Annotated in this window: 20 protein-coding genes; 8 read left to right on the forward strand and 12 right to left on the reverse strand. The window is 55.6% G+C overall.

The genetic code is table 11. From position 1 onward, the window contains the following. Positions 1 to 150: 150 nt before the first annotated feature. The gene (locus tag BLR20_RS09235; protein ID WP_054992962.1) at positions 151 to 2127 is read right to left on the reverse strand and encodes a tetratricopeptide repeat protein; all 1977 of its coding nucleotides are present in this window, start codon (positions 2125 to 2127) and stop codon (positions 151 to 153) included. Positions 2128 to 2380: 253 nt separating this feature from the next. Here BLR20_RS09235 and BLR20_RS09240 point away from each other — a divergent pair, with 253 nt between their 5' ends. Next, positions 2381 to 3115: a hypothetical protein gene (locus tag BLR20_RS09240; protein WP_054992961.1), complete on the forward strand. Its 735-nt coding sequence runs from the start codon at positions 2381 to 2383 to the stop codon at positions 3113 to 3115. A gap of 172 nt (positions 3116 to 3287) precedes the next feature. On the opposite strand, the gene BLR20_RS09245 is transcribed toward BLR20_RS09240, so the two are convergent. Continuing rightward, positions 3288 to 3773 (reverse strand): hypothetical protein, encoded by a 486-nt coding sequence (locus BLR20_RS09245; RefSeq protein ID WP_032613713.1) that lies wholly within the window; start codon positions 3771 to 3773, stop codon positions 3288 to 3290. Positions 3774 to 4781: 1008 nt separating this feature from the next. Between BLR20_RS09245 and BLR20_RS26950 the strand changes: the two genes are divergently transcribed. From BLR20_RS26950 to BLR20_RS09265, 3 genes are all read left to right on the forward strand, one after another. Next, positions 4782 to 5669 carry a sce7726 family protein gene (locus BLR20_RS26950; protein WP_074594666.1) on the forward strand — a complete coding sequence of 296 codons (888 nt, stop codon included), beginning with the start codon at positions 4782 to 4784 and terminating at the stop codon, positions 5667 to 5669. Further along, positions 5630 to 6538 carry a sce7725 family protein gene (locus BLR20_RS09260; RefSeq protein WP_054992959.1) on the forward strand — a complete coding sequence of 303 codons (909 nt, stop codon included), beginning with the start codon at positions 5630 to 5632 and terminating at the stop codon, positions 6536 to 6538. Before BLR20_RS26950 ends, BLR20_RS09260 begins: the two co-directional genes overlap by 40 nt. Before the next feature lie 158 nt (positions 6539 to 6696). After that, positions 6697 to 7566 (forward strand): RES family NAD+ phosphorylase, encoded by an 870-nt coding sequence (locus BLR20_RS09265; protein WP_162235647.1) that lies wholly within the window; start codon positions 6697 to 6699, stop codon positions 7564 to 7566. Positions 7567 to 7854: 288 nt separating this feature from the next. Here BLR20_RS09265 and BLR20_RS09270 read toward each other — a convergent pair whose 3' ends face one another. The 7 genes from BLR20_RS09270 to BLR20_RS09300 all read right to left on the reverse strand — a co-directional run bounded on the left by BLR20_RS09270 (position 7855) and on the right by BLR20_RS09300 (position 16821). After that, positions 7855 to 10233: an SIR2 family protein gene (locus BLR20_RS09270; RefSeq protein ID WP_054992957.1), complete on the reverse strand. Its 2379-nt coding sequence runs from the start codon at positions 10231 to 10233 to the stop codon at positions 7855 to 7857. A gap of 276 nt (positions 10234 to 10509) precedes the next feature. Continuing rightward, positions 10510 to 11394, reverse strand: a complete 885-nt coding sequence (locus BLR20_RS09275; RefSeq protein ID WP_143009984.1) for a hypothetical protein — start codon at positions 11392 to 11394, stop codon at positions 10510 to 10512. Next, positions 11349 to 11864, reverse strand: a complete 516-nt coding sequence (locus tag BLR20_RS09280; protein ID WP_054992955.1) for a hypothetical protein — start codon at positions 11862 to 11864, stop codon at positions 11349 to 11351. Before BLR20_RS09280 ends, BLR20_RS09275 begins: the two co-directional genes overlap by 46 nt. Continuing rightward, positions 11861 to 12529, reverse strand: coding sequence for a GTPase domain-containing protein (locus BLR20_RS09285; RefSeq protein WP_054992954.1), 669 nt, complete (start codon positions 12527 to 12529; stop codon positions 11861 to 11863). The genes BLR20_RS09280 and BLR20_RS09285 overlap by 4 nt, the downstream gene beginning before the upstream one ends. Before the next feature lie 496 nt (positions 12530 to 13025). Next, complete coding sequence (guaA, locus tag BLR20_RS09290; protein ID WP_054992953.1) at positions 13026 to 14603, reverse strand: glutamine-hydrolyzing GMP synthase; 1578 nt, start codon at positions 14601 to 14603, stop codon at positions 13026 to 13028. Positions 14604 to 14708: 105 nt separating this feature from the next. Further along, positions 14709 to 16178, reverse strand: a complete 1470-nt coding sequence (gene guaB / locus BLR20_RS09295; RefSeq protein WP_003314194.1) for an IMP dehydrogenase — start codon at positions 16176 to 16178, stop codon at positions 14709 to 14711. A gap of 94 nt (positions 16179 to 16272) precedes the next feature. After that, positions 16273 to 16821: a hypothetical protein gene (locus tag BLR20_RS09300; protein WP_046719836.1), complete on the reverse strand. Its 549-nt coding sequence runs from the start codon at positions 16819 to 16821 to the stop codon at positions 16273 to 16275. Positions 16822 to 16952: 131 nt separating this feature from the next. Here BLR20_RS09300 and xseA point away from each other — a divergent pair, with 131 nt between their 5' ends. From xseA to BLR20_RS09320, 4 genes are all read left to right on the forward strand, one after another. Then, the gene (gene xseA, locus BLR20_RS09305; RefSeq protein ID WP_162235646.1) at positions 16953 to 18332 is read left to right on the forward strand and encodes an exodeoxyribonuclease VII large subunit; all 1380 of its coding nucleotides are present in this window, start codon (positions 16953 to 16955) and stop codon (positions 18330 to 18332) included. A gap of 7 nt (positions 18333 to 18339) precedes the next feature. Then, positions 18340 to 19164, forward strand: coding sequence for a peptidoglycan DD-metalloendopeptidase family protein (locus BLR20_RS09310; protein WP_054992952.1), 825 nt, complete (start codon positions 18340 to 18342; stop codon positions 19162 to 19164). Positions 19165 to 19536: 372 nt separating this feature from the next. Then, positions 19537 to 21207, forward strand: coding sequence for a 2-isopropylmalate synthase (gene leuA / locus BLR20_RS09315; protein ID WP_054992951.1), 1671 nt, complete (start codon positions 19537 to 19539; stop codon positions 21205 to 21207). 356 nt (positions 21208 to 21563) lie between these two features. After that, positions 21564 to 22433: an isocitrate lyase/PEP mutase family protein gene (locus tag BLR20_RS09320; protein WP_010428294.1), complete on the forward strand. Its 870-nt coding sequence runs from the start codon at positions 21564 to 21566 to the stop codon at positions 22431 to 22433. A gap of 122 nt (positions 22434 to 22555) precedes the next feature. On the opposite strand, the gene BLR20_RS09325 is transcribed toward BLR20_RS09320, so the two are convergent. From BLR20_RS09325 to BLR20_RS09335, 3 genes are read right to left on the reverse strand one after another with little or no spacing between them, the layout of a single operon-like run. Further along, entirely contained in the window at positions 22556 to 23002 is a 447-nt protein-coding gene (locus BLR20_RS09325) for a FlxA-like family protein (protein WP_010428296.1), read from the reverse strand. A 59-nt stretch (positions 23003 to 23061) separates the two neighbouring features. After that, positions 23062 to 23853 carry an amidohydrolase gene (locus BLR20_RS09330; RefSeq protein ID WP_010428298.1) on the reverse strand — a complete coding sequence of 264 codons (792 nt, stop codon included), beginning with the start codon at positions 23851 to 23853 and terminating at the stop codon, positions 23062 to 23064. Then, on the reverse strand, positions 23841 to 24989 hold the full coding sequence (locus BLR20_RS09335; RefSeq protein ID WP_010428300.1) for a pyridoxal phosphate-dependent aminotransferase: 1149 nt from the start codon (positions 24987 to 24989) through the stop codon (positions 23841 to 23843). Before BLR20_RS09335 ends, BLR20_RS09330 begins: the two co-directional genes overlap by 13 nt. Positions 24990 to 25091: the final 102 nt, after the last annotated feature.

Raw genomic sequence — 25091 nt, forward strand, 5'->3', positions numbered from 1 at the left:
TGAGTGCATCTGCGAGCAAATGCGAGGGGCGAATACGATACACCTGCATTTGCGTAAAGATAAGGGTGGATACCACGAACTGAAGTCGAGGCGTAAAAAAGCCGGGCAAGGCAGTGACATCCCGCTCCGGCTTTTTGCATCGATCAACGGCTACAACTGACTAACCCGCTCCAGCCATTCGACATACGCCGGCTCTGCATCAGGCGGCATATTGTCGCGGTAATCCTCCAGCTCTGCCTGCATGCCGAACACCTTCCATACCAACGGTGCCAAGCGCGATGCAGGGCTGTTCGCCCGTTCCAGTTCGCTCAGCACTTGCAGGCTTCGTTGCTTGTGCTCGGCCACTGTCTCCGACTGGTAATCGAAGGCCTTTCCCAGCCCGGAGATGTACATCAGTTTCGCGGTTTCTATCTCAGGCCACTGGAGCGCCATATTCAGGGGCCATTCGAGCATGGCCCGCTCACCCCACATTGACGACTTGGGCAAATGGTCGTTCGCAAGCAACGTCAGCATGAATGATTGGCCCAACTGGGTCAGATACACCGGTAAAACCTCGGCTGCAGGCTGCCGGTAAAACACATCCAGTGGCTGCTCACGCTTGAGTCCGATACCGGCCAGCAAGCGCTGTTGAAGATCAAGTACCAGCGCACCAAGTTCTGCCTTGCCTGCACTACCGTTTTCAACGGTTTGCCGGGTGCGGGTCGCACAATTCCATAGGCTCAGTGAAATCCGCCACTGGGCCTGATCGCCCTCACCCGAACAACCCACTTCGCCCGTCACGAAATACTTCGTCGTTGGCGGGACGATATCGAACAGTGTGTTGCCGTCGACCTCAACCCCCGATACAACCGGCCCCGCACCCTGCGCGACCTGAACATAACAATTGGCTACATAGTCATTCCAGTAGTGAACCGACTCCGCCATGTAAAGAGGGATGGCACGCGTATAGCGCCCGACATCATCCTCGCGCTGCGATTCGGCAGGCTCTGCTTTCTCCATGATTTTGGACAAGGCGAAGAAACCGATTTCTGGCGCACCTTCCGGTTTTTGCGCGAAGAGCCAGTCAGCATTGCGCAAACCGTAGTGCCAGACCGGCTTGTTCAGCGCCACGGTATTGATCGCCACGCTGGCAGGATCAATCGGAATGCCTTTGTCTTCCTGCCTGCGCACGTCCTCGAAAGCATGCGCAAACTGGTCAAGGTGACTTTTGATTGGCGCAAAGCCGAGTGCATACAAGCGAGTAAGCAACGCCTCGCCTTCATCCACCCTGCCCAGTTCCTGATAGGCACGCAGCAAGTTGAGACCTGCCGTCGAATCATGTTTGTGCTCATCATAAGCCGGCCCGACAAGCTCGATGATCAGCGGAATGTGGCCATTGTTGCCCAGGTCACCCGATATCATCTGCAAGGCACTGCGGTCGAAATGACCTCCCGCCAATACCTCTTCATACAACACACGCGCCTGCGCGACGTTCTGCTGCTGCAGGTAATGCCGCGCCATCCACAACTGCGCACGCCAACTGCCCGGCAACGCCGCTACAGTGCGTAGAGCATCGAGATAGGCCGCCTCACCGCCCCGTTCCTGCTGAATGCTCAGCCACCACAACAGGCCGTTTTCCTGATTCGGATCGGCTTCAACCGCCTGCCAAAGCGTTGCATCCGCCACTGATTGCTCACCACGCTCGGCAAACACCTTGGCCAGATTGGTCAGGATGATTCCCGATACGCCGACTTTAGCCAGACCTTCGCGCAGGGTGGCTTCTGCAGCATCAAGCCGGGCGTTATGCATCAGCACGATGCCATTCACCACATGGCTGCGCTCGGGATTAGCGTCGATCGCGACCAGTCGTTCGGCGGCAGGCATCAGGTCAGTCGCAAATCCATCGTTCAGCCCCGAAACAATAAGGTTGTATAGCTCGTCCGCATCACCCCACTGCTGTTTCAGATTGGGCAGGAACACCTTCTCGCGCCACTCGCTCCGAGTGATCTTTATCTCGCGCCCATAACTGTCGTAGGCGGTGATCAATTCGCCGTCGTGAGCTTCTGGCGACGTCGTATCAGCAGGCGCGTTATCTGCTGAAGCTTGAGATTTCTTGCCGCTGAGGGCGGACAGAATGCGTTTGAACATAAATGGAATCGCCGCGGTTTGGGGTTAATGGGCAGTGGCTTCAAGTGCTTCAAGTCATAACGTGTGCGGAGGGCCGGCGTGTACATTCGCCACTGGTGATATTGTGGCGTTTGCACCTGGTCAGGCTGGCACCCCTGGAGCAGCCGCCATAGCCTAGTACAGTTACAGCGGTCGGCCTGCTCGCGCAATGCACCATGTCCAGAGTAGGACATGACAAAACGCTGGACGACACAAGAAAGGATTACTGGCCGAGATGAGCACTATTTACGATCCGGACGCACGAACGGTCAGGCAAGTGTCGACAGCGATATTCTTGCTCACCGGGACCGTTGGCGTCATGGGTCCAGTGAGTTTTTCAGGTGGCTGGTGGATTTACGGCTGCATGTTGCTGACGGCATTCATTTACGCGCTTTATATAAAGTATGCGTGTGAGCGCTACACATTGTTCGCCTCTGGCTACTTAACACTGTTGATCTTTCTCCTGGCATTCGCGCCCGCGTGCGTCAGCTATAGCGTTGTCACAGATGACCTGAGCGGTTCCAGGCTTGCGGGCGGGTTTGCCGCTGCCTCGCTGTTGGCTGCCGTGATGCTGCTCTATTTGTTTATCTATCTGAAGCCGACAAAAGAGTTTCCATTCGAGGTGTCCGGCAATAAAGTTTCCTTCAGTTCGCCCGACACATCCAGCGTCAGCGGCGGAGTTATCGCAGGCCTTGGAACACTGGTCGCTTCAGCGGTTATAAAGTCTTTCACGCCACTGACAACAGGCATCCTTATTATTCTGCTGTTTGTATTTGGATGCACGTTCATGCTCATCCACTCTCGTCACCTCATCAGAGGCCTGCGCACCCTGCGCGTCCAGGAAAAGACGATGCCCACGCCTTATACCTTCATGCAAATAGACGAAATACGCGACGCTCGCGCCCGCTGGTGGCTGAGCAGGTTGTTCAGGTGGGTTGCTTCCCGGGGAAAGCGGCAAGCGGATAGTTGAAGAGTTGGCGATGACATAGCCTGCCCCGCAATCGTCGAGCATGCATGGCTCGGTTGCCGAGCGCAGCGCTTGGACCCGCCAGCCGACTTTGAGTCCTTATCACACTGGTTACATCGCGAGCACCTTTTTTCAGGAGACCCTTCACAGTGCTATGCGAAGGGTCTGTGCGTGATCAGTCTCGCACGAGCTTCAGCAGTCCGCCGTCATACCAGGAAAGAGCTAACGACCCGTTCTGTGCCAGGAAAAACGCCGGCGTTTCTTTATCAAAAGGCCCCCAGCTTCCAGATTTGCATTCAACGCTATAGCGTACGGCTTTTTCGATGCCAAGCTTATGGAGTTGCGGCTCCAGTTCAGCCCCACTCATCGCCGGAAGCTTATGAAAAACAGGCCCCTTGCACACATCTTCCGTCGAGTCTGTGGACGCTTTCCATGCAAGCTGGTCGTGATTGAAGCTGAGACGTCGCCCCATAAAGCTCGGATCATCATCCCCCAGTGCCTGCACGCCCGAGTCTGATACCGCTACGCCTGCAACATGCCAACTGCCGTAAAGCGCGCTTTCTCCAGACTGATCGTGCTTTGGAGCATCCATATTCGCTGCGCATCCTGTCAGCGACAACATGATCAGGAAAGATGAACTGAAGGAAAATCGGGATTTCATGAACGGGGGTCCTTGTTTTTTGGGGATGCGGATATCGAATATTTTGCTGGGCTACCCCTACATCGACGTCGGCGGGGCCTTTGAGCGGCTTCTCCGTAATGATTTTCCTAGAACTTCAAGCCAGTTTCAAATGAGATGCTTTGGGGGTGGTAAGGGGCGGCATCGTTGGTTAAGACGGCGGCAAAGGATCGCTTTATCCAGGTTTGAAGTTTATTCAGAGCCTGCCTAATGCTCTCGAAAAAATGAAAGAGATCCAGGTGAAGCAGCGCTGGGTCTTTTGCTTGAGCGTTCTGATAAATCATGCAGTACAGACACGGTGCTTGGTGATGCACACACCTGCCAGAATTTACCAACCTCAAAAAGCAAAAATCCCACAATTAAGCGGGCTTCAGGGTATTTCGTATTAATCAGTACCGGATATCACCAGCCTCTCAATCATTCCCACTCTGTTATCAGATTGATCCTAATCATCTGATTTATATAGACTTTAAATTACAGATTACAAAAAAGCCATGCTTGATACCATGGAATTCTTTTAGCGGTTTCTACTGAAAGTCACGTCTCCGCAGGGCCGGTCCGGCGAAACGTGAGGGCCGTGCAGCCAGCGTCAAGATGAACGAGCCCAGAGTACCGCCGAAAAATATCCCCTCACATTGCCCCGTTTAGCCTCCTCGGAGACAGGAACAACTACGCTCTCGTGAAACGTAATGCGCTACAGCTTTACGCAACATCGCTCTCCTCCCGTGCGAGAAATAGTTTCGATTGGCTACGCCCCCCATCTGACGCTGAGCAAGCATTAGCTTTGTGCGAAGCTTTGCGTGTTGGCGTATCCTTACGCATAGGTAAGTGCTGGCCATATTGCACTGTCCCAAACGCCCTGTATTCTGCTCGCGGGGTGCGGTATTCGGCGTATTTGGCCAGCGTAGAAATGAAAACATCACCGTCTGTCGGAAAGACACCGGCCAATGGTTTGACGACCGCTGACGTGATTGTATATGAGGTTCAAAAGTGTTCAGTACAAGAGATGCAGCGAGACTGTTCTCCAGCAAACGGCTCACGGAAGTAGCATCCGGAAATTTCGACTTTCTCTTGAAAGTGGCAACACATTACAAAGGCGCGCTGAGAGAAGAGTTTACTGCCGCAGAAGTATTTGAGCACTCGTACTCAGCCCTATCAAAGGAATACAGGACCGAATACTTCTTTAAAAACATTGTCGCCGAGCGCTTGCTTTTAGGGAGGCACTCCCTTAACACAGCAACCGTACTGCCAGAGTTCAGAGTTGGTCGAAATAAGGCCGACTGCGTTATATTAAACGGCAGTTCTACGTGCTACGAAATAAAATCAGACTTCGACAACCTAGATCGTCTTCCCGAGCAGCTAGCCTCCTACAAAAAGCTATTTGACAAAGTTTATGTGGTCGTAGGCAAGTCACACTTATCAAAAGTCTTGAACTCTTGCGATAGCGACGTGGGAATTCTGGAATTAACATCCAGAAAGAACCTCCGGACAATCCGAGAAGCAGCGATCTCAACAGACCCAGTGGATATCTCAATACTGATGCGCTCACTTCGCGTACATGAATATCGAGATATTGTGTCGGCACTTTCAGATCAAAACATTGACTATCCGAACACAGAAATCTTTTCCGCATGTGAGAATATTTTACAGAAGTTACCTTCTGCGGATGTTAGAAAAGCATTTTGCACAACCCTTAAAAAAAGCAGAAAGATCGAAAAAGATTTTATCCTATCTCTCCCTCGATCGTTATTGATGGCTGGAATTGGATTTAAATTGCGCACTGAGCACAGGCGAAGCCTGGCAGAAAACCTCAACAAAACCTTTAGTAAGGACACTACATGTACTACCCAATATTACGGGGCAAACAATTTGAACTGATAGCTCTGAGAGAGCTAGCAGAAACAATCTCCCCTGAGCTCTTCCGCCCAGTTATCGAGCCTGTACGTGGGAATTTGGCACCTCTACATAAAACAATTGAAGTGCTACATAAATCGGGTATCAAGCCACTTTTAATTATCAACCCCAGCATTGGGGACTTTTCTAAAAGTGAAAAAATCTTGTTTGAAATCGAAGGAGATCGAGACTCGTTTACTCCGTGCATCAAAGCAAAAAGCATCGCAGACCTCTCTCTATTGCCAGATCTTGGCTTCTCCCTATCTGACAGCGCAGTTTTGATAGATGGGGGTATCGACAAAGTATTTGTCGAAAAACTTAGCTCCGCCTCTTGCGTTCTTGTTAACAAGGAGAAGATCCATCCTGGCGCGTTGCCCCTATTGAAAAACGTCGTTCTATTTGGCGATTTTTTTGATAAAAAAGTTCGAAATGCCGACTACGAGGATAAGTCCTTTTATTCGTCGTTGCATACTGAATGGAAATCCTACCAAAACGCCATTGGATTTGGCGACTACACAATATTAAGCGAGGAGTATAGTGAGGCAGGTGGCCCTGCATATGTGGTAACTATCCACCTAAGCTATATTAACCGGATAGAATTCGACGCCATGTACGTTCGTCATTTTTCGTCATTCAATGATGACTCACCTGCTAACCCAGGCGGAAAGTTCAAATCTGCGCTTGAAAAACTTTGCGAGTTTTCGGCCTCACATCCTGGAATATTCAATCACACCCAAGGTTTTAAAGAACTTGTATCGCTAAGAGGCAATCCGTTCCCTGGGCTAGGCCAAGTCAAGAAGTACTCAATTAAGCATCATATTGAAACTACTTGCGACTTCGTTAGGGGTGCATGATGCCTAGATGCTGCGCTCAGTGTTTTCATGACTCCGTAATAGTTGCCAAAATAAACGCAGAGGGCGAAATAAGCCGATGCAGCTACTGTGGCACCAGTCAGGTTTCCTGCATCGATCCCGCTGGGCTAGCTGATAAACTGGAATTATTCACCTATGGTTTGCGTGAGGATGAAAACGGAATTCCTTTCGCAGACATATTGAAATCATATGGCATTTTGAGTAACGGGGTTCGGCAGACAGAAATACTCGTTAACGATATTTTCGGAAATAATACAGCAGATAAGCGGTTCTCGTTTAATTTCGATGTCGCTAGCTATACCGATCAATGGGAAGACTTCAAGACTGAGTTGAAACACAAGAATCGTTTCTTCCCAAAGGCCACTATACACTCCTCCCTGTTCAGCAGATTGACACCCGGTAGCAATGAAGGTGTGCTATTTCAGCTTTTAGAACAGCTTAAAATACCAGTCGATGTGAGGGAAAGTTTCTTCAGGGCTCGAATATCAGAAATACCTTTGGTTGCGCATCAGATGGGCTGCCCACCATGCGAAATAGTGACCGGCGGGCGGGCGAACCCGCGAGGCATTCCCTATCTATATGTGGCAGACAGTTTGATTACCTGTATAAGCGAGGTAAGACCGAGCAATTCAAGTGGAGTATATGTTGCACAAATCACTCCTGTACGCGAACTTTCAGTGCTTGACTTAACAACACCGAGAAAACACTGCTCTGCGTCAGCTTTCGGAGAAGAGCAGCTATCCGCGGTATTAGGTTTTCTAGGGCTACTTGAGCTTTTTTCTGATGAGCTTTCTAAGCCTATCAGGCCTGAAAACAGCAATCTAGATTACATCCCCACGCAGTTTTTATGCGAGTTCATTAAAAGCGAAGCAAGATTTGACGGAATTGTTTTCAATAGTTCCTTTGGCCAAGGGAAGAACTACGTCTTCTTCGATGGAGACTCGCTAACTCCCGCCACCCCAATAAAATATATCGTAAACAAGACAATTCATGAGTACATGCAGGCTTAAACGTAAACATCTAGATATATTAAAGAAAAAGCCCGCTATCAAGCAGGCTTTTGGATGTTAGCTAAGAGGGCGCACTCCCACTCAGTTATAATACGGAAATTTTTCCAGTATGTTTATAACTTTAAACAGAGCATTGAATCTTAAAGCTACAAAAATTCCATTTCAAAAATGGTTGAACATTGCCGCTCCATTCGTGCTGATTTTTTCATCAGCTCGCGACAAGTACAAGAAAGCGCGTCCGGCGCGAGGTGATAGCAAAACTCAAGGCTGACAGGACGCACATACGGATTAACGTTGGTCGATAAACATATTGGCAGCTGCCTCGACGCTCTTGCGGACTACCTCAGAACCAGATGTCGCCTTAAAATCGTCTGGCAGCAAAGAGAGCGACTTTTCCACCTTTAAAAGCCAGAACTGCAAAGCGGTGCGCTCGCCATTTTCCAAGTCACCAAGCCGTGCCGCCACAAACGGCTGAACATGTTCAAGCACTTTAACAGCGTAGGACCGGCGGCTCCCGTCACCGAGCATGGCATCTATTCGCTCGATCCCAGAAAGAACCGCATCAATATTAAATATCGCCTGACCCGAGTTCTGCTGCAACGCGCGCATCAGAGCGATGCGGAAAGCCTGAGTATCAATCTGGTAGGTTTGAAAACCGGGAAGCTCTTCGGCCTTTCTGTAGGCCGTGGCGATGAATTCGTCGGCCGCATCGAGTCGAGGTTTTTCCGCCATCGCGATCGCATACTGAAGCCAAAAGAGCGGCTCACCATTGACCCGCTCGTCATATCGTAAACGTTCATAGATGCTGGCGATGACGGTATCCAGATCTCCCTTGCCGCGCAAGGTTCTCCGCAAGCTCGAATACGCCATCATGTTCGACATGAGAATTCGATACGGTCGCTCGCTTCGCCGTTGCGCCGCAGCCAGTGTTACCTCGACCACAGCGTCAGCGATCTCCTCTGGCGCAATGAACGCCGCAATCACAAATGAGGAAAAAATAGAAGATCGAGCCCTGAACCCGTCGGCTGATGTCTCGAAAATTTCGTGCGACAGATCCTCTAGCGGTTTGAGCGCCATAAACGGATCTGCACCGACTACGTTTCTCACGAATGACGCACCGACCGACCCTTGATGCATGGCGATCAACATAGTCATAGTCAAAATTCGCCGAGTGTCCCTATTTTCAAAGAGTGGGGCTAAGGCCTCCTTCACGCGGTCGCGGACTGCGGCATTTTCGAAAAGATCAAGCAAAAGGTCGCGTAGGTCGCCACGGTGATCGAGATCAGGCGCACGAAGTCCCGCACTCTCGCACAACAGGCCAAATGCGGCCATTTCGGATCTTGTAAGGCCGTTAAGGCTTACCCGGTCAAACGGCTGGGGCAGAAGATTTACGAACTCGTGAAAGCGGACCTCGAACGTACCCGTACGCACCTCCACCACTAGCTTAGCCCGTGGAAGAGCCTCACGAAGGCCGCGCAAACTGTCTTGTGCGGCCGAATATTGGTCGACAAACACGACCAATCGATCAACCTCGGCAAGTGCCGCAACCTCGCGCTGAAGATCTGGATGACCGAGCTGAAGCTGTAGACAAGTCCAGCCTCTCGACGAAAGCTCGAACGCAAGTAGATGAAGAAAAATCGATTTGCCGTTACCAAGGCGACCATCTACAACAAGCGATGCCTTGCTCTCAACACCATCCGCCGCCGCACGCACCGAATCCGCCCGAGCAACCGCGTACTCCTCACTGGGTTGCGAGCGGGCAAGGCGACTAGGATCGAAATCGCCATAGACTAGAAGATCGAAGACCTCGGTAGCGGTAGGACGAGCGACTGCCTTCTTATCGCGCACGGGTGACAGCGAGCGGAAAGAACGCAGATTATCCAATGAGGGAGCAACTGAGCGTGGAGCTTGCGCAAGAATCTCGGCGAAGCCGTCAGTGCCTACAAACATCGTGCGCCCATACTGTGCGGTACGTCGCAGGAACGTTTCGTCGACGGTGGGCCCTTGAATGAAGATAGTTCGCTCGGCAAGCTTAGGGTTGGCCATCAGTAGGCCGGCTATATGATAATCGGCGAGACTGTATCCAACGATGTACAGAGTACTTGCGAAAGCTAAATCACGCTGAAATTGATCGTACCATCGCGAGCGGACGACATGCTGGTTCACGTAGGATCCTTCGCCGAGAACTAAGCTCTTCATCACATTATCTGACGTGATCAGTCGGATGCTGCCGTGGAGGTGCACTACTGCGCCGTGAGGCAACTTGTTCGGAACTGGCTCCGAGACATCGTAGGCATTCGGTGGCACTTTATTTTTTAACCGATGCAATTCGACCGCGTCATCGTAGTTGGTCGAGTAGATGCGTCGCCACGGCTCATTAAGCACCGCCGTTTGTCCAGCCGTTAGCTCGGTCAGCCGAAAAATCCTATATAGCTCGTCACGAAGCTTCCCAGAGTCATGTTCGGCAAACTCCTCGCTGAGGACTTGCAGATCGTAGTCCGTATCCGCCGGAAGGTTGAGTTGCTCGATAAAGTGGCGCCGCAATCCCCTGCCGTTGGGCGGAGTACTATTCGCGATGTTGCTAGCGCCGAGGCTGAACCCGGAGCCCAGGAACAAAATAGAGGACTCGGGATCGATCTCTTTAATTACGTCAATATCATGCGTCATCATTCCTCCATTTACGAGACAGTTTGTCAAGTAGCGGGCAACTGAAACATTCAAAAATGGATTCATTCATCCGTAGTTCTATGCCTGCCAGTCGGAACCAGCCAACCTTGCCATGACCAGACAGCTTTCTCCAGATCACCTCAATTAATTCTGCGACAACAACCAGTGAAAATATCTGTGCGATGTCGCCCAAATCGCAGAAAACCCCGCAAATAATAGGCTCTTCACTCCATTCCCAGGCTATCTACTTATCCCAGAAACTTTTGTGGCATACATCTAAAATCTATCGGTTTCAGGAGCGTCAAACTTTACTGTTAGGGTCAGAAGATACTCTTCGCTGGACTGTACGCTTGCCAAGTAGCTTGCCGTCAATCCAAGTCCCTTGACTGGCAGTTTGAGCTTAGCTACTACGCCTAAGGTACGCTTCGACTCGCTCGACAGACTGATCGTCACCTTCTGTTCAAGGATCTGGTTGTCTTCATCTGCGCACTGCTCGACTAGGCTGCGCATAACCACGTCACCCCAGAGCTGTTTGCCGCGCAAGTAATTTTCGGCGGCTTCGGTGTCGGGCTTGCCCCCGCGAAACGAGGTATTGATACAAAACTTTCTTGCTAGTGAATTGCTCGCTTTATTTTCGACCTTAATATCGAGGTTAGCGGCAGGAACTTTACCGCTCATCTTGTACACTTCGGACGAGCAGTCCCTGCTGATCTCAACTTGCTCAACGGTAACTTCCCAAGCTCCCAAGTATTGGCATAGCCGAGAAAAATGCCGAAGCTTTTCTATGGCGAACTGGTCTGTCGCTTGACTCAGGTCCACGTAGGCATTGCGGTCGTAAGGGCTTTGCAAGAGCACCGCGCCGGGTCGCAGTAAGTCGGCATCGATAATGTTCTGTAGAGCCTGGCTATCCGGCTCATCAGCCGCCAAGGGGTACTGTACGATGTGAGACTGAGGATCAAATAAAAAACCCTTGGCCTCTGGTTCAAGGTCGTATAAACACTCATTGATCGTGTTTTCATCCAGCACCAGCATTACCCTGCGCGCACCATGGTCCAACGGAATTCTACCTGTTGCCACACTGCTCCCCTTGCGCGCGGTGCGCGTGTCCTGTTCGCTTATTTGCTGAAGTTTTTCAATGTCGCCAGCACTCGTTTCAGCCACGCTTCCCACTCGCGCTGAAGAAGTGCTATTGCCAGAGCTATAAAGCTCTGGCTTGGCTGCTTTTTTGCGAGTAGCTCAAGCGCCTCCCGCGTGGCCAACCGTTTGGGCTCGGAAAAGCTGCGCCCAATGGCGGTAGCGAACTGCTCAAACGAAGCGCATACCGCATCTACACCACTTGCTCCTGAACCCTGCTCGAGTTTTTGCTCGACCCAGCACACCACTGGTGCCAAACGGCCCGCGTAGTCGCGCTCTTCTGGGACGACTTGCAACACCGCTGCGCTGCCTTTGACGAACAGCTTCACACCATCTTGTGCGAACAGGACAGTACCATGCGCACTGATGCTGGCCATTCCGGAGTATGTTTGCTCCCGGATCGGGCTAAGGAGCTCCACACCATGTTCCGCCAACCGTAAATGGTCCGAAGACCTGTTGTCCAGAGCTTGGGCCTGAAAGACTTTAGCATGCATCATGCCGTCACCGTCTTGATCAAAGTCGAGACGAGTTTGGCCGCTTGTTCTCGATTCACAATACTACCGAGGATAATTGGCGGCCGAAGGCTCAGTTTCGACAGACCCGCATCAAGGTTAAGTTTGACAAAGCGATCACGAAAATGCCCTAGGCCGGACTCCTGCGTGGATATGTATGTCGGGTCGAGGTCCATATGCGTGACGATCACGACCAGTTTGGGCCGGGGCGTCCGCGACTTGCTCCAGCTTTCGAGCTTTTCGAGGTCGCGCCTGATGCGTTGCTGATTTACCTGTTGCGCATTAACTAGATAAAGAACGATATCAGCTTCATCGTGCAGAGCTTTCCATTCCTCAATTGCATCATATCCGCCGGGAACGTCTCGAGTCTCTTTAAGGTCCAGCTTCAGATCACCCATTGCAAACCGTTTTCCTGCGATTTTCTCGATCAACACGGTTTGCATGTATTCGGCGGGAACCTCGCCATTGGCAAGGAACTTTAATAAAACGGTTTTACCAACATTCCTCTCCCCCAACACCGCCACGCGCTTACCTTTGAGCCTTATGATCTGGCTGTCCCAGACATCTTTCACTTCGTCGCGCTTCCAGTAAGCGACGCTAACCGCGGCCACAGCTGCGGCTCCAGCAACGAGCAGTTTACCCAAACTCATACGAGCAATCCCTGTGTCGTGTTCTCGAGTGTCCAGCGTTGCGGCCCACCTGCTCATTGCAAGTGCGTAAGCATGGAGAGGCTATCGGCCACAAAGCGCCGTACTTAAGTAAGCTTCTAGGGAGTACGCTTTGCTAGGGTCATCCGAAAGGTCCACTAACGCGACAGCAACTAGTCGGTTCTGCCAGTATCCGCCACGAAAGAGTTACTCATGGTGATGAGCGGCAGCACTAGAACATCCGCAGATGAAGACCACGTACAGCCCGTCACGGTCGTTCACTTGTAGAGCTTTTCTATCGGCTTGAGGTTACTCAGCTTGGTATCGGTAAGCATGGCATTTGGCTCAGTCAATGCCCCCGTACCAAGTCACATAAATACGGTGCTTGTAGACGCAAAAAACCGCTAAAACTACCAACCCCAAAAAACCAAAAGCCCGCAATTAAGCGGGCTCAAGGGCATTTATTACTAATCGCTGCCGGACATTACCAGCCTCTCAATCATTCCCACTCAATAGTAGCCGGCGGCTTGCTCGACACATCGTAAGTCACCCGCGAAATCCCTTCGATCTCGTTGATGATCCGGCCGCTCACTGTCTCCAGCAGCTCATAAGGCAGGTGTGCCCAACGAGCGGTCATGAAGTCGATGGTTTCGACCGCACGCAGCGCGACAACCCAGGCGTAGCGGCGGCCGTCGCCGACGACGCCGACTGATTTGACCGGCTGGAACACTACGAATGCCTGGCTGACCTTGTGGTACCAGTCGGCCTTGCGCAGCTCTTCGATGAAGATGTGGTCGGCACGACGCAGGATGTCGGCGTATTCCTTCTTCACTTCGCCGAGGATGCGCACGCCCAGGCCTGGGCCTGGGAATGGGTGGCGGTAGACCATGTCGTAAGGCAGGCCGAGTTCGAGGCCCAGGCGGCGGACTTCGTCCTTGAACAGCTCGCGCAGTGGCTCGACGAGCTTGAGGTTCATTTCTTCCGGCAGGCCGCCCACGTTGTGGTGCGACTTGATGACGTGAGCCTTGCCGCTTTTCGCGCCAGCCGACTCGATGACGTCCGGGTAGATGGTGCCTTGCGCCAGGTACTTGATGTTGTCCAGCTTGCAGGACTCGGCATCGAACACGTCGATGAAGGTGCGGCCGATGATCTTGCGCTTCTTCTCTGGATCGCTCTCGCCTGCCAGGTTGTCCAGGAACTGCTCTTCGGCGTTGGCGCGGATCACCTTGACGCCCATGTTCTCGGCGAACATGGCCATAACCTGCTCCCCTTCATGCAGGCGCAGCAGACCGTTGTCGACGAATACGCAGGTCAGTTGATCGCCGATGGCCTTGTGCAGCAACGCGGCAACGACAGAGGAGTCAACACCGCCGGACAGGCCCAGCAAAACGTTGTCAGTACCGACCTGAGCGCGAACCTGAGCGATAGCGTCTTCAGCAATCTTCGAAGGGGTCCACAGTGCTTCACAGCCGCAGATGTCGAGGATGAAGCGCGACAGGATGCGACCGCCCTGTTTGGTGTGGGTCACTTCCGGGTGGAACTGCACGCCGTAGTAACCGCGAGTGTCGTCAGCCATACCGGCAATCGGGCAGCTCGGGGTGCTGGCCAGAATGTGGAAGTCTTCCGGCAGTTTGGTGACCTTGTCACCGTGACTCATCCATACGTCGAGGCCAAACAGGCCGTCGGCGTCGATATGGTCTTCGATACCGTCGAGCAGACGGCTTTTGCCGACTACGTCAACGCGAGCGTAGCCGAACTCGCGCAGCTCAGAACCGGCAACCTTGCCGCCCAACTGCTCGGCCATGGTCTGCATGCCGTAGCAGATACCGAAAACCGGCACACCCAGGTCAAATACCGCTTGCGGGCAGCGCGGGCTGTCGGCTTCGTGTACGGACTCGGGGCCGCCGGCGAGGATCACGCCTTTTGGAGCGAATTCGCGAATCGCTTCGTCGTCCATGTCAAACGGATGCAGCTCGCAATACACGCCGATTTCGCGCACGCGGCGGGCGATCAGCTGGGTGTACTGGGAACCGAAGTCGAGGATCAGGATACGGTGGGCGTGAATGTCGAGGGCCATGACTCATTCTCGTCAAAAAACAGAAACGACACGGGGCTGCGTCAACAGCCCCGGCTATGAAACTTGCTGGCCTGCATCGTGGCATACGCCTCGATGCAGTCCGGATCAACCAACGCGATAGTTCGGCGCTTCCTTGGTGATCTGCACGTCATGGACGTGGGACTCAGCCATACCGGCACCGGTGATGCGAACAAACTCGGGCTTGGTGCGCATCTGCTCGATGTCGGCGCTGCCGGTGTAACCCATGGAGGAACGCAGGCCGCCCATCAACTGATGGATGATGGCCGACAACGGACCTTTATAGGCCACACGGCCTTCGATACCTTCCGGCACCAGCTTCTCGGCACCTGCGGACGAATCCTGGAAGTAGCGATCGGACGAGCCTTGCGCCTGGGACATCGCACCCAGCGAACCCATGCCGCGATAGGCCTTGTAGGAACGGCCCTGGAACAGTTCGATCTCGCCTGGCGCTTCTTCAGTACCGGCGAACATCGAGCCCATCATCACGCAGGAGGCGCCAGCCACAATGGCCTTGGACAGGTCACCGGAGAAGCGGATACCGCCGTCGGCGATCATCGGCACGCCAGTGCCTTCAAGGGCAGCGGAGACGTTAGCGATGGCGCTGATCTGCGGCACGCCGACACCAGCAACGATACGCGTGGTGCAGATGGAGCCCGGGCCGATACCGACCTTGACTGCATCGGCGCCTGCGGCAACCAGTGCCCTGGCTGCTTCGCCGGTGGCGATGTTGCCGCCGATGACCTGCACCTGAGGGAAGTTTTCCTTGACCCAGCGAACGCGGTCAATCACGCCTTTGGAGTGGCCGTGAGCGGTGTCGACTACAACAACGTCAACGCCAGCAGCGACCAGTGCGGTGACGCGCTCGCCAGTGTCCTTGCCGGTACCGACTGCAGCGCCGACACGCAGGCGAGCCTGATCGTCCTTGCTGGCCAGCGGGTAAGCCTTGGCTTTTTCGATGTCCTTGACGGTCATCATGCCCTTGAGCGCGAAATTGGCATCCACGATCAGGACTTTTTCAAGACGGTGCTTGTGCAGCAGTTCGCGCACTTCGTTCTTGTCGGCGCCTTCACGCACAGTGACCAAACGCTCTTTGGGCGTCATCACTTCGCGGACAGGGACATCAAGACGATTTTCGAAGCGTACGTCGCGGGACGTCACGATGCCGACCAGGTCGCCATTGTGCAGGACCGGTACGCCGGAAATGTTGTGCATTCGGGTGAGTTCGAACAGATCGCGAACAGTGGCGTCGGCTTCGATCGTGATCGGGTCCTTGACGACACCGGCCTCGAACTTCTTGACCTTGCGCACTTCGGCAGCTTGCTGCTCGATGGTCATGTTCTTGTGGATGATACCGATACCGCCTTCCTGGGCCATGGCGATTGCCAGACGGGCCTCGGTGACAGTATCCATTGCAGCAGAGACCAAAGGTATATTCAGCTCGATGCCACGGGTCAAACGGGTTTTCAGACTGACTTCGTTAGGAAGTACCTCGGAATAACCGGGCACAAGGAGAATGTCGTCGAATGTAAGGGCTTCTTGACTGATACGCAGCATCGCGGGGGCTCCCGAGCGGGAAATTGGAAGCGCGCCATTATACCCACAGACCCCGCCCGGCTCAATGTAAACCTCAGCCTATTATCAAAGCTGTTTATAGACGCACGTTGACGCAGGAGACCGGGCGGTCCAGACGTTCGGCGAAGTCATCCAGAAAGGTTTGCGTGAACGACGCATCCAGCCAGTTATTAAAGATGAAACCGAGGTTGGAAAACCCGCAGGCGTCGAGAAAAAGAAAGCCGTTGATGTCATCTTCGTGGCGGCATTCAGGGCAGGTGAAATTATCCGTGTGACCGGGCATCCAGTCTTCCAGGCTGTCGAACAGTGCCTCCCCCACTTCGCGGCGACACTCCGGGCAACCGGCCTCTTCGGCAAAGTCATTCAGCGGGGTATAGATGCAGCGTTTGGTGACGATTTCCAGGCCGTTGACGACCTGCCCGAACGGCAATGCGTCGGGGTTCTTCACCACACGCTTCGCTCCCGGTGCTACCGCGTAGGCCATCTTGTTATAGGTACGTCCGCAAGTGGTCAGCTCCGGCTCGACCACATCGAGCTTGACCAGCCAGCGCAGGATCAGCCGCGCCCTGGCCTCGTGCCCGGGAAAGGTGGAAATTTGCGGGACGATGATGCTTTGGGTGTTCATAACGGAGCGTCGCTTAAAGCTGTTCGAGGCCGCAGCTTAATGGGCTGGCCATTCAGGTCAAGAAGCAATCCTGCCTTTACCGACGAGACAGGCCTGTGCGCCAGACCGGCATTGCCATTATGATGCCCGGCATGATCAAAGACCCTTTCGCAAGACTCGGCCTCGACCGGGAAGTCCTTACTGTCAGCCAGCTCAACGGCCGCGCGCGCGTTCTGCTGGAAGACGTGTTCAGCAGTATCTGGGTCGAGGGCGAGATCTCCAACCTCTCGCGCCCGGCGTCGGGCCATGTGTACTTCACGCTGAAGGACTCTGGCGCGCAGGTACGCTGCGCCTTGTTCCGGCAGAGCGCGGCGCGTGTGCGTCAGGCACTCAAGGACGGCTTGCAGGTCAAGGTGCGCGGCAAGGTCTCGCTGTTTGAAGGCCGCGGCGACTATCAGCTGATTCTCGATACGGTGGAACCTGCCGGTGATGGTGCATTGCGCCTGGCGTTCGATGCGCTGAAAGCCAAGCTCAGCGACGAAGGCCTGTTCAGCGCAGAGCGCAAAATCGCGCTGCCGCTGCACCCGCAACGCATCGGAATTATCAGCTCTCCGACCGGGGCGGTGATCCGCGACATCATCAGCGTGTTCCGCCGTCGCGCGCCACGGGTCGAGCTGACCCTGATTCCCACAGCCGTTCAGGGCCGCGAGGCGATCAACCAGATTGTCCGCGCGCTGAAGCTGGCCGACAGCAGGGGCTTCGATGCGCTGATCCTCGCCCGTGGCGGCGGCTCGCTGGAGGACCTGTGGTGCTTCAACGAAGAAGCGGTCGCCCGCGCCATCGACGCGTGCGTGACGCCGATTGTCAGCGCTGTCGGGCACGAAACCGATGTGTCCATCAGCGACTTTGTCGCCGACGTGCGTGCACCGACGCCCTCCGCTGCCGCCGAACTGCTCGCCCCGGATTCCAGCGACCTGCATCGACGCGTCGACAACCTGCACCGGCGACTGGTCAGTCGCATGCAGGACCGTCTGATGCGCGAGCGGCTGCGTCTCGAGGGTATTTCCCGGCGTCTGCGTCACCCTGGCGAACGCTTGCGTCAGCAGTCGCAACGCCTGGATGACCTGGACATGCGCCTGCGCCGCGCCTTTGAACAGAACATGCATCAACGTCAGGTGCGTCTGGCGCACATGCAGAGCCGCCTTGCTGCCCAGCATCCAGGCCGGACCCTGGCCTTTTTGCGCCAACGTCTGGATGCCCTGGCCGAGCGTCTGCCGAGAGCCATTCGCGAACAGATCAAGGCACGCAAGCTGCAACTGCAAAGTCAGGTGCAGACGCTCAACGTGGTCAGCCCGCTCGCCACACTGGGACGCGGTTACAGCATCCTGCTCGACGAGCGCGGCCACGCGATCCGTAACGCTGCCCAGACGCAAACGGGCCAGCGGCTTACCGCCAGGCTCGGCGAAGGCGAACTGCAAGTGCGCGTCGAAGACAATCACCTCACACCCGTGACCCTCTCCCTTCTGGACTGACTGCCTGATGCTACGTTTTATCGCCCCGCTGTTCGCCCTGCTGCTCTGTCTCCCCGCCCACGCCGACAGCTTTATTACCCGCGCACTCGACAAGCCGGTGCCCGGCGGCGTGGCGGTCATCGATCTGGGCACGGGCGCTCAGGCACCGACCGCCACCTATCAAGGCAAACCGGTGCTGGTGGTCAAGGAACAGGGCACGCACTGGCTGGCCATCGTCGGCATTCCGCTGACCGTCAAACCCGGTACCCAGCAAGTCACGTCCGGCGGGCGCACGCTCAACTTCACCGTTGGCAGCAAGAAATACCCGGAACAGCACATCACGCTCAAGAACAAACGTCAGGTCAATCCCAACCCTGAAGACAACAAACGTATCGAGGGCGAACTGGCCGAACAACTGCGCGCTTACCGCAGTTTCAGCCCAGGCACGCCAAGCAATCTGATTCTGGACAAGCCGGTCAACGGCCCGTTGTCGAGCAAGTTCGGCGTGCGTCGCTTCTTCAATGGCGAAGAACGCAACCCGCATTCAGGCCTGGACTTCGCTGTGCCGGCCGGCATACCGATCAAATCCCCGGCAGCGGGCAAGGTCATCCTGACCGGTAATTACTTCTTCAACGGCAACACCGTATTCGTCGATCACGGGCAGGGCTTCATCAGCATGTTTTGCCATATGTCGAAGATCGACGTGAAGGTCGGCGATCTCGTACCGCGTGGCGGAGTGGTTGGCAAAGTCGGCGCAACCGGTCGCGCAACCGGGCCGCATATGCACTGGAACGTCAGCCTCAACGATGCGCGCGTGGACCCGGCGATCTTCATCGGCGCGTTTCAGCCGTAAGCCTGTTGGTGAGCGAGCGCTACGGCGCTCACTCGCCTGCCCCCTCATTGCGCACATCGCTTTCGTCCAACAACAACCTGCATATAAAGCTTCAGATTCCGCTATAAAAAATCGCTAAAGACGCCTTTTCGAGAATTTATTCCAATCTTTTTCAAATGCTTGCCATCATCCATGCCAATGGTTACGGTTGGCCTCATGAAAAGCTCTCAAACCCTTATTCTGTTGCGCCAACACCGGTGCCTCAGCCTGGTCAGCGCCCGACTGCCTGGCTAGCGTGCTGTGCCTCGTCCCTGTGTTCGCAATTCCCTGTGCTATCTATCCAGAACGGCAGGCCGCCCAACCCCGGCCCCGTGAATACAAAAGGATTTCCTGATGACCATGCTCAAAGACCCCTCGAAGAAGTACCGTGCGTTCCCGACCATCGATCTGCCTGACCGCACCTGGCCTTCGAAGACCATCGACGCAGTGCCGATCTGGTGCAGCTCCGACTTGCGCGACGGCAACCAGTCGCTGATCGAGCCGATGGACGCAGCCAAGAAGCTGCGCTTCTGGAAAACCCTGGTCAGCGTCGGCGTCAAGGAAATCGAGGCATCCTTTCCATCGGCTTCGCAGACTGACTTCGACTTCGTGCGTACTCTGATCGAAGACGGTCACATCCCGGATGACACCACCATCCAGGTACTCACTCAGGCTCGCGAAGACCTGATCGCCCGCACCTTCGAATCGCTGCGCGGCGCCAAGAAAGCAATCGTCCACCTGTATAACGCGACCTGCCCGTCGTTCCGCCGCATTGTCTTCAATCAGGACAAGGCCGGCGTGAAAGAGATCGCGGTCAACGCGGCCAAGCTGTTCGTCGAATATGCAGCACGACAGCCTGAAACCCAGTGGACCTTCCAGTACTCGCCGGAAACCTTCAGTGCGACCGAACTGGAGTTCGCCAAGGAAGTCTGCGATGCGGTGATCGAGGTATGGAACCCGACGCCCGAGAACAAGGTGATCCTCAACCTCCCGGCCACCGTGGAAGTGGCGACCCCCAACATTTACGCGGACCAGATCGAGTGGTTTGGCCGCAACATTACCCGCCGCGACAGCGTGCTGATCAGCCTGCATACCCACAACGACCGTGGTACGGGCGTTGCTGCTACCGAGCTGGGCCTGATGGCCGGTGCGGATCGCGTCGAGGGCTGCCTGTTCGGTAACGGCGAGCGGACCGGTAACGTCGATCTGGTCACCGTGGCGCTGAACCTCTACACCCAGGGCATCAATCCCGGGCTGGACTTCTCGGACATCGACGGTGTGCGCAAGGTCGTCGAAGAGTGCAACCAGATCCCGGTGCACCCACGTCACCCGTACGTTGGCGACCTGGTTCACACCGCGTTCTCCGGCTCGCACCAGGATGCGATCCGCAAGGGTTTCACCCAGCAGAAGGAAGGCGAGTTGTGGGAAGTGCCTTACCTGCCGATTGACCCGGCCGACATCGGTCGCAGCTATGAGGCGGTGATTCGCGTCAACAGCCAGTCGGGCAAGGGTGGCATCGCTTACCTGCTGGAACAGGAATATGGCATTTCCCTGCCACGCCGCATGCAGATCGAGTTCAGCCAGGTGGTTCAGGGTGAAACCGATCGTCTGGGCCTGGAGATGACCGCCGAGCAGATTCACTCGCTGCTGCGTCGTGAATACCTGCAAGCCAACGTTCCTTATGCGCTGATCAGCCATAAGTTGCAGGAAGAGAACGGCAACAGCTCGGTGGATGCCGAGGTACACGTCGACGGCGAGACCCAGCACTGGCGTGGCAAGGGCAAAGGCGCCCTGGAAGCACTGGTTGCCGGTCTGCCAGTGGCCGTGGAAATCATGGACTACAACGAGCACGCGATCGGCTCGGGCACCACTGCCAAGGCGGCCGCCTACATCGAGCTGCGCGTGAATGGCGAGCGCGCCGTGCATGGTGTGGGCATCGACGAAAACATCACCACTGCGAGCTTCCGCGCCCTGTTCAGTGCCCTGAATCGTTCACTCAGCCAGACCCAGGCCAAGGCTGCCTGATTCGATAGCCGGATGGCGGACGCAGGTCCGCCATCCGCATCGCCCTCTCCCTTCCCCGCCACACGCTGCACCCACCTCTTGCATTCCGCGCATGACCCTGCCTGTTTCGGCATAATCTTTTTCATTTATGCTGTGGTAGCATGCTGCCCTTACTCCAGAGCGCGCCCAATCCAACAGCAATTCATATGCTGACGATGCCTGCTCGGACTTACCTGCCAGCTGCACCTTTCCTATAAAACCAAGACGACTACTGCATTGATTTCCGGACGAAAAGAATGCTCGGGCAGACCCACCGTGCATTGAAATTACCATCGGCCTCGGTACGCTGAGCTGATCCAATCACATTTGGAGCGATTATGCCCAAGGCTTCCCATCAAGATTTGCGCCGCAGCTTCCGTGCGCTCACCTCGTCGAACTCTTGCTTTCACACAGCCTCGGTGTTCGACCCCATGTCAGCGCGAATCGCAGCGGATCTGGGCTTTGAAGTAGGCATCCTCGGCGGCTCCGTGGCGTCGCTGCAAGTCCTGGCAGCCCCTGACTTCGCGCTGATCACCCTGAGCGAATTCGTTGAACAGGCCACGCGCATCGGCCGTGTCGCACAGCTCCCGGTCATCGCGGACGCAGACCATGGTTATGGCAATGCCCTTAACGTCATGCGCACCGTTGTCGAACTGGAGCGTGCCGGCATCTCTGCACTGACGATCGAAGATACCCTGCTGCCGGCGCAGTTCGGACGCAAATCCACTGACCTGATTTCCACTGCAGAAGGCGTTGGCAAGATCCGCGCAGCGCTGGAAGCGCGTATCGATCCGGAAATGTCGATTTTCGCTCGTACCAACGCAGCGATCATTCCGGTTCAGGAAGCTATCAGCCGTGTTCAGCAGTACCAGGCTGCCGGTGCTGACGGCATTACCATCGTCGGCATTCGTGACTTCGATCACCTGGCACAGATATCCGAAGGCGTGACCGTGCCGCTGATGCTGGTGACGTACGGCAACCCGGAACTGCACGACAACGCGCGTCTTGCCGAGATGGGCGTGAGGGTTTGCGTGCATGGCCACGCTGCGTACTTCGCCGCGATCAAGGCCACCTATGACTGCCTGCGCGAGCAGCGCCAGATCCTGGGCAGCGAATCGAACATGAGCGCGACTGAACTGACTCACACCTACACGCAGCCTGAAGACTACGTCGAGTGGGCCCGCAAGTTCATGAACGTGAACGAGTGACAGGCAACGCTGGACGCTGCGCCGCCTGAGCAGGAGCGGACGCAAAGCGTCCGCAACTGCAAGCCCACGCAACAACGTGCGTGGGCTTGATGAGCGTCACTGCGGACGCCCGACAGGCGATATTACGCGGTGGTATTTACACCGCCACCGGTTTCCAGCTGCAACAACGAGGCCTGCAGCGTCTGCAGGTTGGCGCTGATAGTCGCTATCTGACCCTGAATCGCCATGGATTTCTGAGCTTTTTCTTCCGCCGAGCCCTTACCGCTTTGGGCGGCAGCCAACTGCGCCTTCTGCTCGGCGAGTTGCTTCTGAGCGTCCTTGATCTGCTGCTTTATCTGTTCGATCGTCTGATTGAGAGACGATTCGCTGGAGCCACCAACACTGCCACCGCCACCCGCCGCACCGGCCTTGCCACCTTCAGTTGACGCCTGATCAGAGCTTTTCTCTGTTTCAGTCGTCGAGGTCGCAGCGGCAGTGACAGCTTTGTTCGTTTCAGCGTCGGCAGGTTTGACCGCTAGCGTCAACGAGCTTGAGTAACTGTTCAGCGTGGATGTATTGATAGTAGTCATGACGGTCTCCTGGAGGTCTGGAACAGCTATCGGCCGACCTGAAACATTCTGAAGCACTTTTATTCAATATTAAAAGAGTCCGCATCCAGACCCGCTGGAAACCGTGTGCGATAGGCTTGCAGGTCTGCCGCGCTGAGCGTTGCCCTGAACACGCCGTCCGCTTCGCCCACGCTCAACAGGCTCTCGCCCTGGAAATCCAGGACCTGACTGTCACCGGTGTATGCAAAGCCCTTCCCATCAGACCCGACGCGATTGACTGCCGCCACATAGCACAGGTTTTCAATGGCTCTGGCAGGCAGCAGGCGATTCCAGTGCAGGCGCCGCGCACCCGGCCAGTTGGCGGTGTACAGCAACAGGTCGGTGTCCTGCGCATCACGACTCCAGACCGGAAAGCGCAGGTCGTAGCAGATCAGCGGGCGCACGCGCCAGCCGTTGAGCTCAAACATCACCTGGCGATCACCCGGCGTGTAGTGTTGGTGCTCACCGGCCATACGAAACAGGTGGCGCTTGTCGTAATGCAGCAGCTCACCGTCCGGTCGTGCCCACAGCAGGCGATTGCGATGACTGCCATCGGCAGCGCGCATCATGACGCTGCCGGTCACCACGGCGTCGATGCGCCTGGCCTGCGCCAATAGCCATGCCGATGTAGGCCCGGCTTCAGGCTCTGACAGGGCCTCGGACTCCATCGAGAAACCGGTGGTGAACATTTCCGGCAGGATCACCAGATCCGCGCCACGCGCCTGATCCAGCAATTGCTCGAAATGCTCGAGATTGGCCTCGCGATCATGCCACGCCAGCGTGGTCTGGATCAGCGCCAGGTCCAGGTTCGGCAGCCCGCTTATATCGCGCATAGTTTCTCCGCCGCCTGACGCAGCGTCTCTTCCTGCTTGGCGAAGCACAAGCGGATCAGGCGCTGCCCCGCTGGCGGGCTTTGATAGAACACAGAAATCGGAATGCTCGCCACACCATGCTCACGGGTCATCCACAAGGCCATGTCGACGTCATTGAGGTCGGGCCTGATCTGCGAGTAATCGACCAACTGGAAATAAGTCCCGCCCACCGGCCGGAAGCTGAAACGCGACTCGGCCAGATGACCACAGAAAAAGTCGCGCTTGGCCTGATAGAAGCCTGGCAGCTCATCGACATGCTCCGGGTGCTCGGCCATGAAATCGGCCAACGCGTACTGCAACGGCGTGACACCGCAGAAGCTCACATACTGATGCACCTTGCGCAGCTCGGACGTCAGCGCAGGAGGCGCGACCACGTAACCGGTTTTCCAGCCTGTAACGTGATACGTCTTGCCGAACGAGCTGACGACGAAGGCACGCTGATACAGCGCTTCGTGGTCGAGCACACTGACATGACGTGCGCCGTCGAACACCAGGTGTTCATAGACCTCGTCGCTGAGCAGGTAAATATCACGATCAGCAATCAGCGCGGCCAGTCGATCGAGCTCTGCACGGCTGATCAACGCGCCACTAGGGTTGTGCGGGCTGTTGATGACGATCATGCGGGTACGCGGGCTCAGCGCATCGCTCAGCTTTTGCCAGTCGATGGAGAAGTCATCCAGCCCCAGTTGCACATGAACGCAGCGCCCACCGGCCAGTTCGACGGCAGGCTCGTAGCTGTCATAGCAAGGGTCGAAGATGATCACTTCGTCGCCAGCACGAATAACGCTGTGGATCGCACAGAAAATCGCCTGCGTGGCACCCGGCGTGATGGTGATTTCGCTGTCCGGATTGACCGTACGGCCATAGCTGCGGGCGATCTTTGCCGCGACTTGCTGACGAAGCGCAGGCAGCCCGGTCATCGGTGAGTATTGGTTATGTCCTTGAGTGACGTGTCGGCAAACCGCATCACGCAGCGCCTGCGGGCCGTCAAAATCGGGAAACCCCTGGGACAGGTTGATAGCGCCGGTTTCGGCGGCCAGCTGTGACATGACGGTGAAGATAGTGGTGCCCACGTTGGGCAACTTGCTGTCGATCATGGAACCCTTTCCCTGCAATCTCCCGGCACCGGGCGGCACGGGTCAGGCAGGATAGCCCATTAAACGGACACAAAAAAAGGCGCCGAAGCGCCTTTTTCCCGA

Source organism: Pseudomonas congelans (genome assembly GCF_900103225.1).
In the GTDB taxonomy this organism is placed as follows: domain Bacteria; phylum Pseudomonadota; class Gammaproteobacteria; order Pseudomonadales; family Pseudomonadaceae; genus Aquipseudomonas; species Aquipseudomonas congelans.

Coding starts and splice junctions, on each gene's coding strand:
- BLR20_RS09235 (WP_054992962.1), bottom strand. CDS start 2,127: ATGTTCAAACGCATTCTGTCCGCCCTCAGCGGCAAGAAATCTCAAGCT.
- BLR20_RS09240 (WP_054992961.1), top strand. CDS start 2,381: ATGAGCACTATTTACGATCCGGACGCACGAACGGTCAGGCAAGTGTCG.
- BLR20_RS09245 (WP_032613713.1), bottom strand. CDS start 3,773: ATGAAATCCCGATTTTCCTTCAGTTCATCTTTCCTGATCATGTTGTCG.
- BLR20_RS09260 (WP_054992959.1), top strand. CDS start 5,630: ATGTACTACCCAATATTACGGGGCAAACAATTTGAACTGATAGCTCTG.
- BLR20_RS09270 (WP_054992957.1), bottom strand. CDS start 10,233: ATGACGCATGATATTGACGTAATTAAAGAGATCGATCCCGAGTCCTCT.
- BLR20_RS09280 (WP_054992955.1), bottom strand. CDS start 11,864: ATGATGCATGCTAAAGTCTTTCAGGCCCAAGCTCTGGACAACAGGTCT.
- BLR20_RS09285 (WP_054992954.1), bottom strand. CDS start 12,529: ATGAGTTTGGGTAAACTGCTCGTTGCTGGAGCCGCAGCTGTGGCCGCG.
- guaA (WP_054992953.1), bottom strand. CDS start 14,603: ATGGCCCTCGACATTCACGCCCACCGTATCCTGATCCTCGACTTCGGT.
- guaB (WP_003314194.1), bottom strand. CDS start 16,178: ATGCTGCGTATCAGTCAAGAAGCCCTTACATTCGACGACATTCTCCTT.
- BLR20_RS09300 (WP_046719836.1), bottom strand. CDS start 16,821: ATGAACACCCAAAGCATCATCGTCCCGCAAATTTCCACCTTTCCCGGG.
- xseA (WP_162235646.1), top strand. CDS start 16,953: ATGATCAAAGACCCTTTCGCAAGACTCGGCCTCGACCGGGAAGTCCTT.
- BLR20_RS09310 (WP_054992952.1), top strand. CDS start 18,340: ATGCTACGTTTTATCGCCCCGCTGTTCGCCCTGCTGCTCTGTCTCCCC.
- leuA (WP_054992951.1), top strand. CDS start 19,537: ATGACCATGCTCAAAGACCCCTCGAAGAAGTACCGTGCGTTCCCGACC.
- BLR20_RS09320 (WP_010428294.1), top strand. CDS start 21,564: ATGCCCAAGGCTTCCCATCAAGATTTGCGCCGCAGCTTCCGTGCGCTC.
- BLR20_RS09325 (WP_010428296.1), bottom strand. CDS start 23,002: ATGACTACTATCAATACATCCACGCTGAACAGTTACTCAAGCTCGTTG.
- BLR20_RS09330 (WP_010428298.1), bottom strand. CDS start 23,853: ATGCGCGATATAAGCGGGCTGCCGAACCTGGACCTGGCGCTGATCCAG.
- BLR20_RS09335 (WP_010428300.1), bottom strand. CDS start 24,989: ATGATCGACAGCAAGTTGCCCAACGTGGGCACCACTATCTTCACCGTC.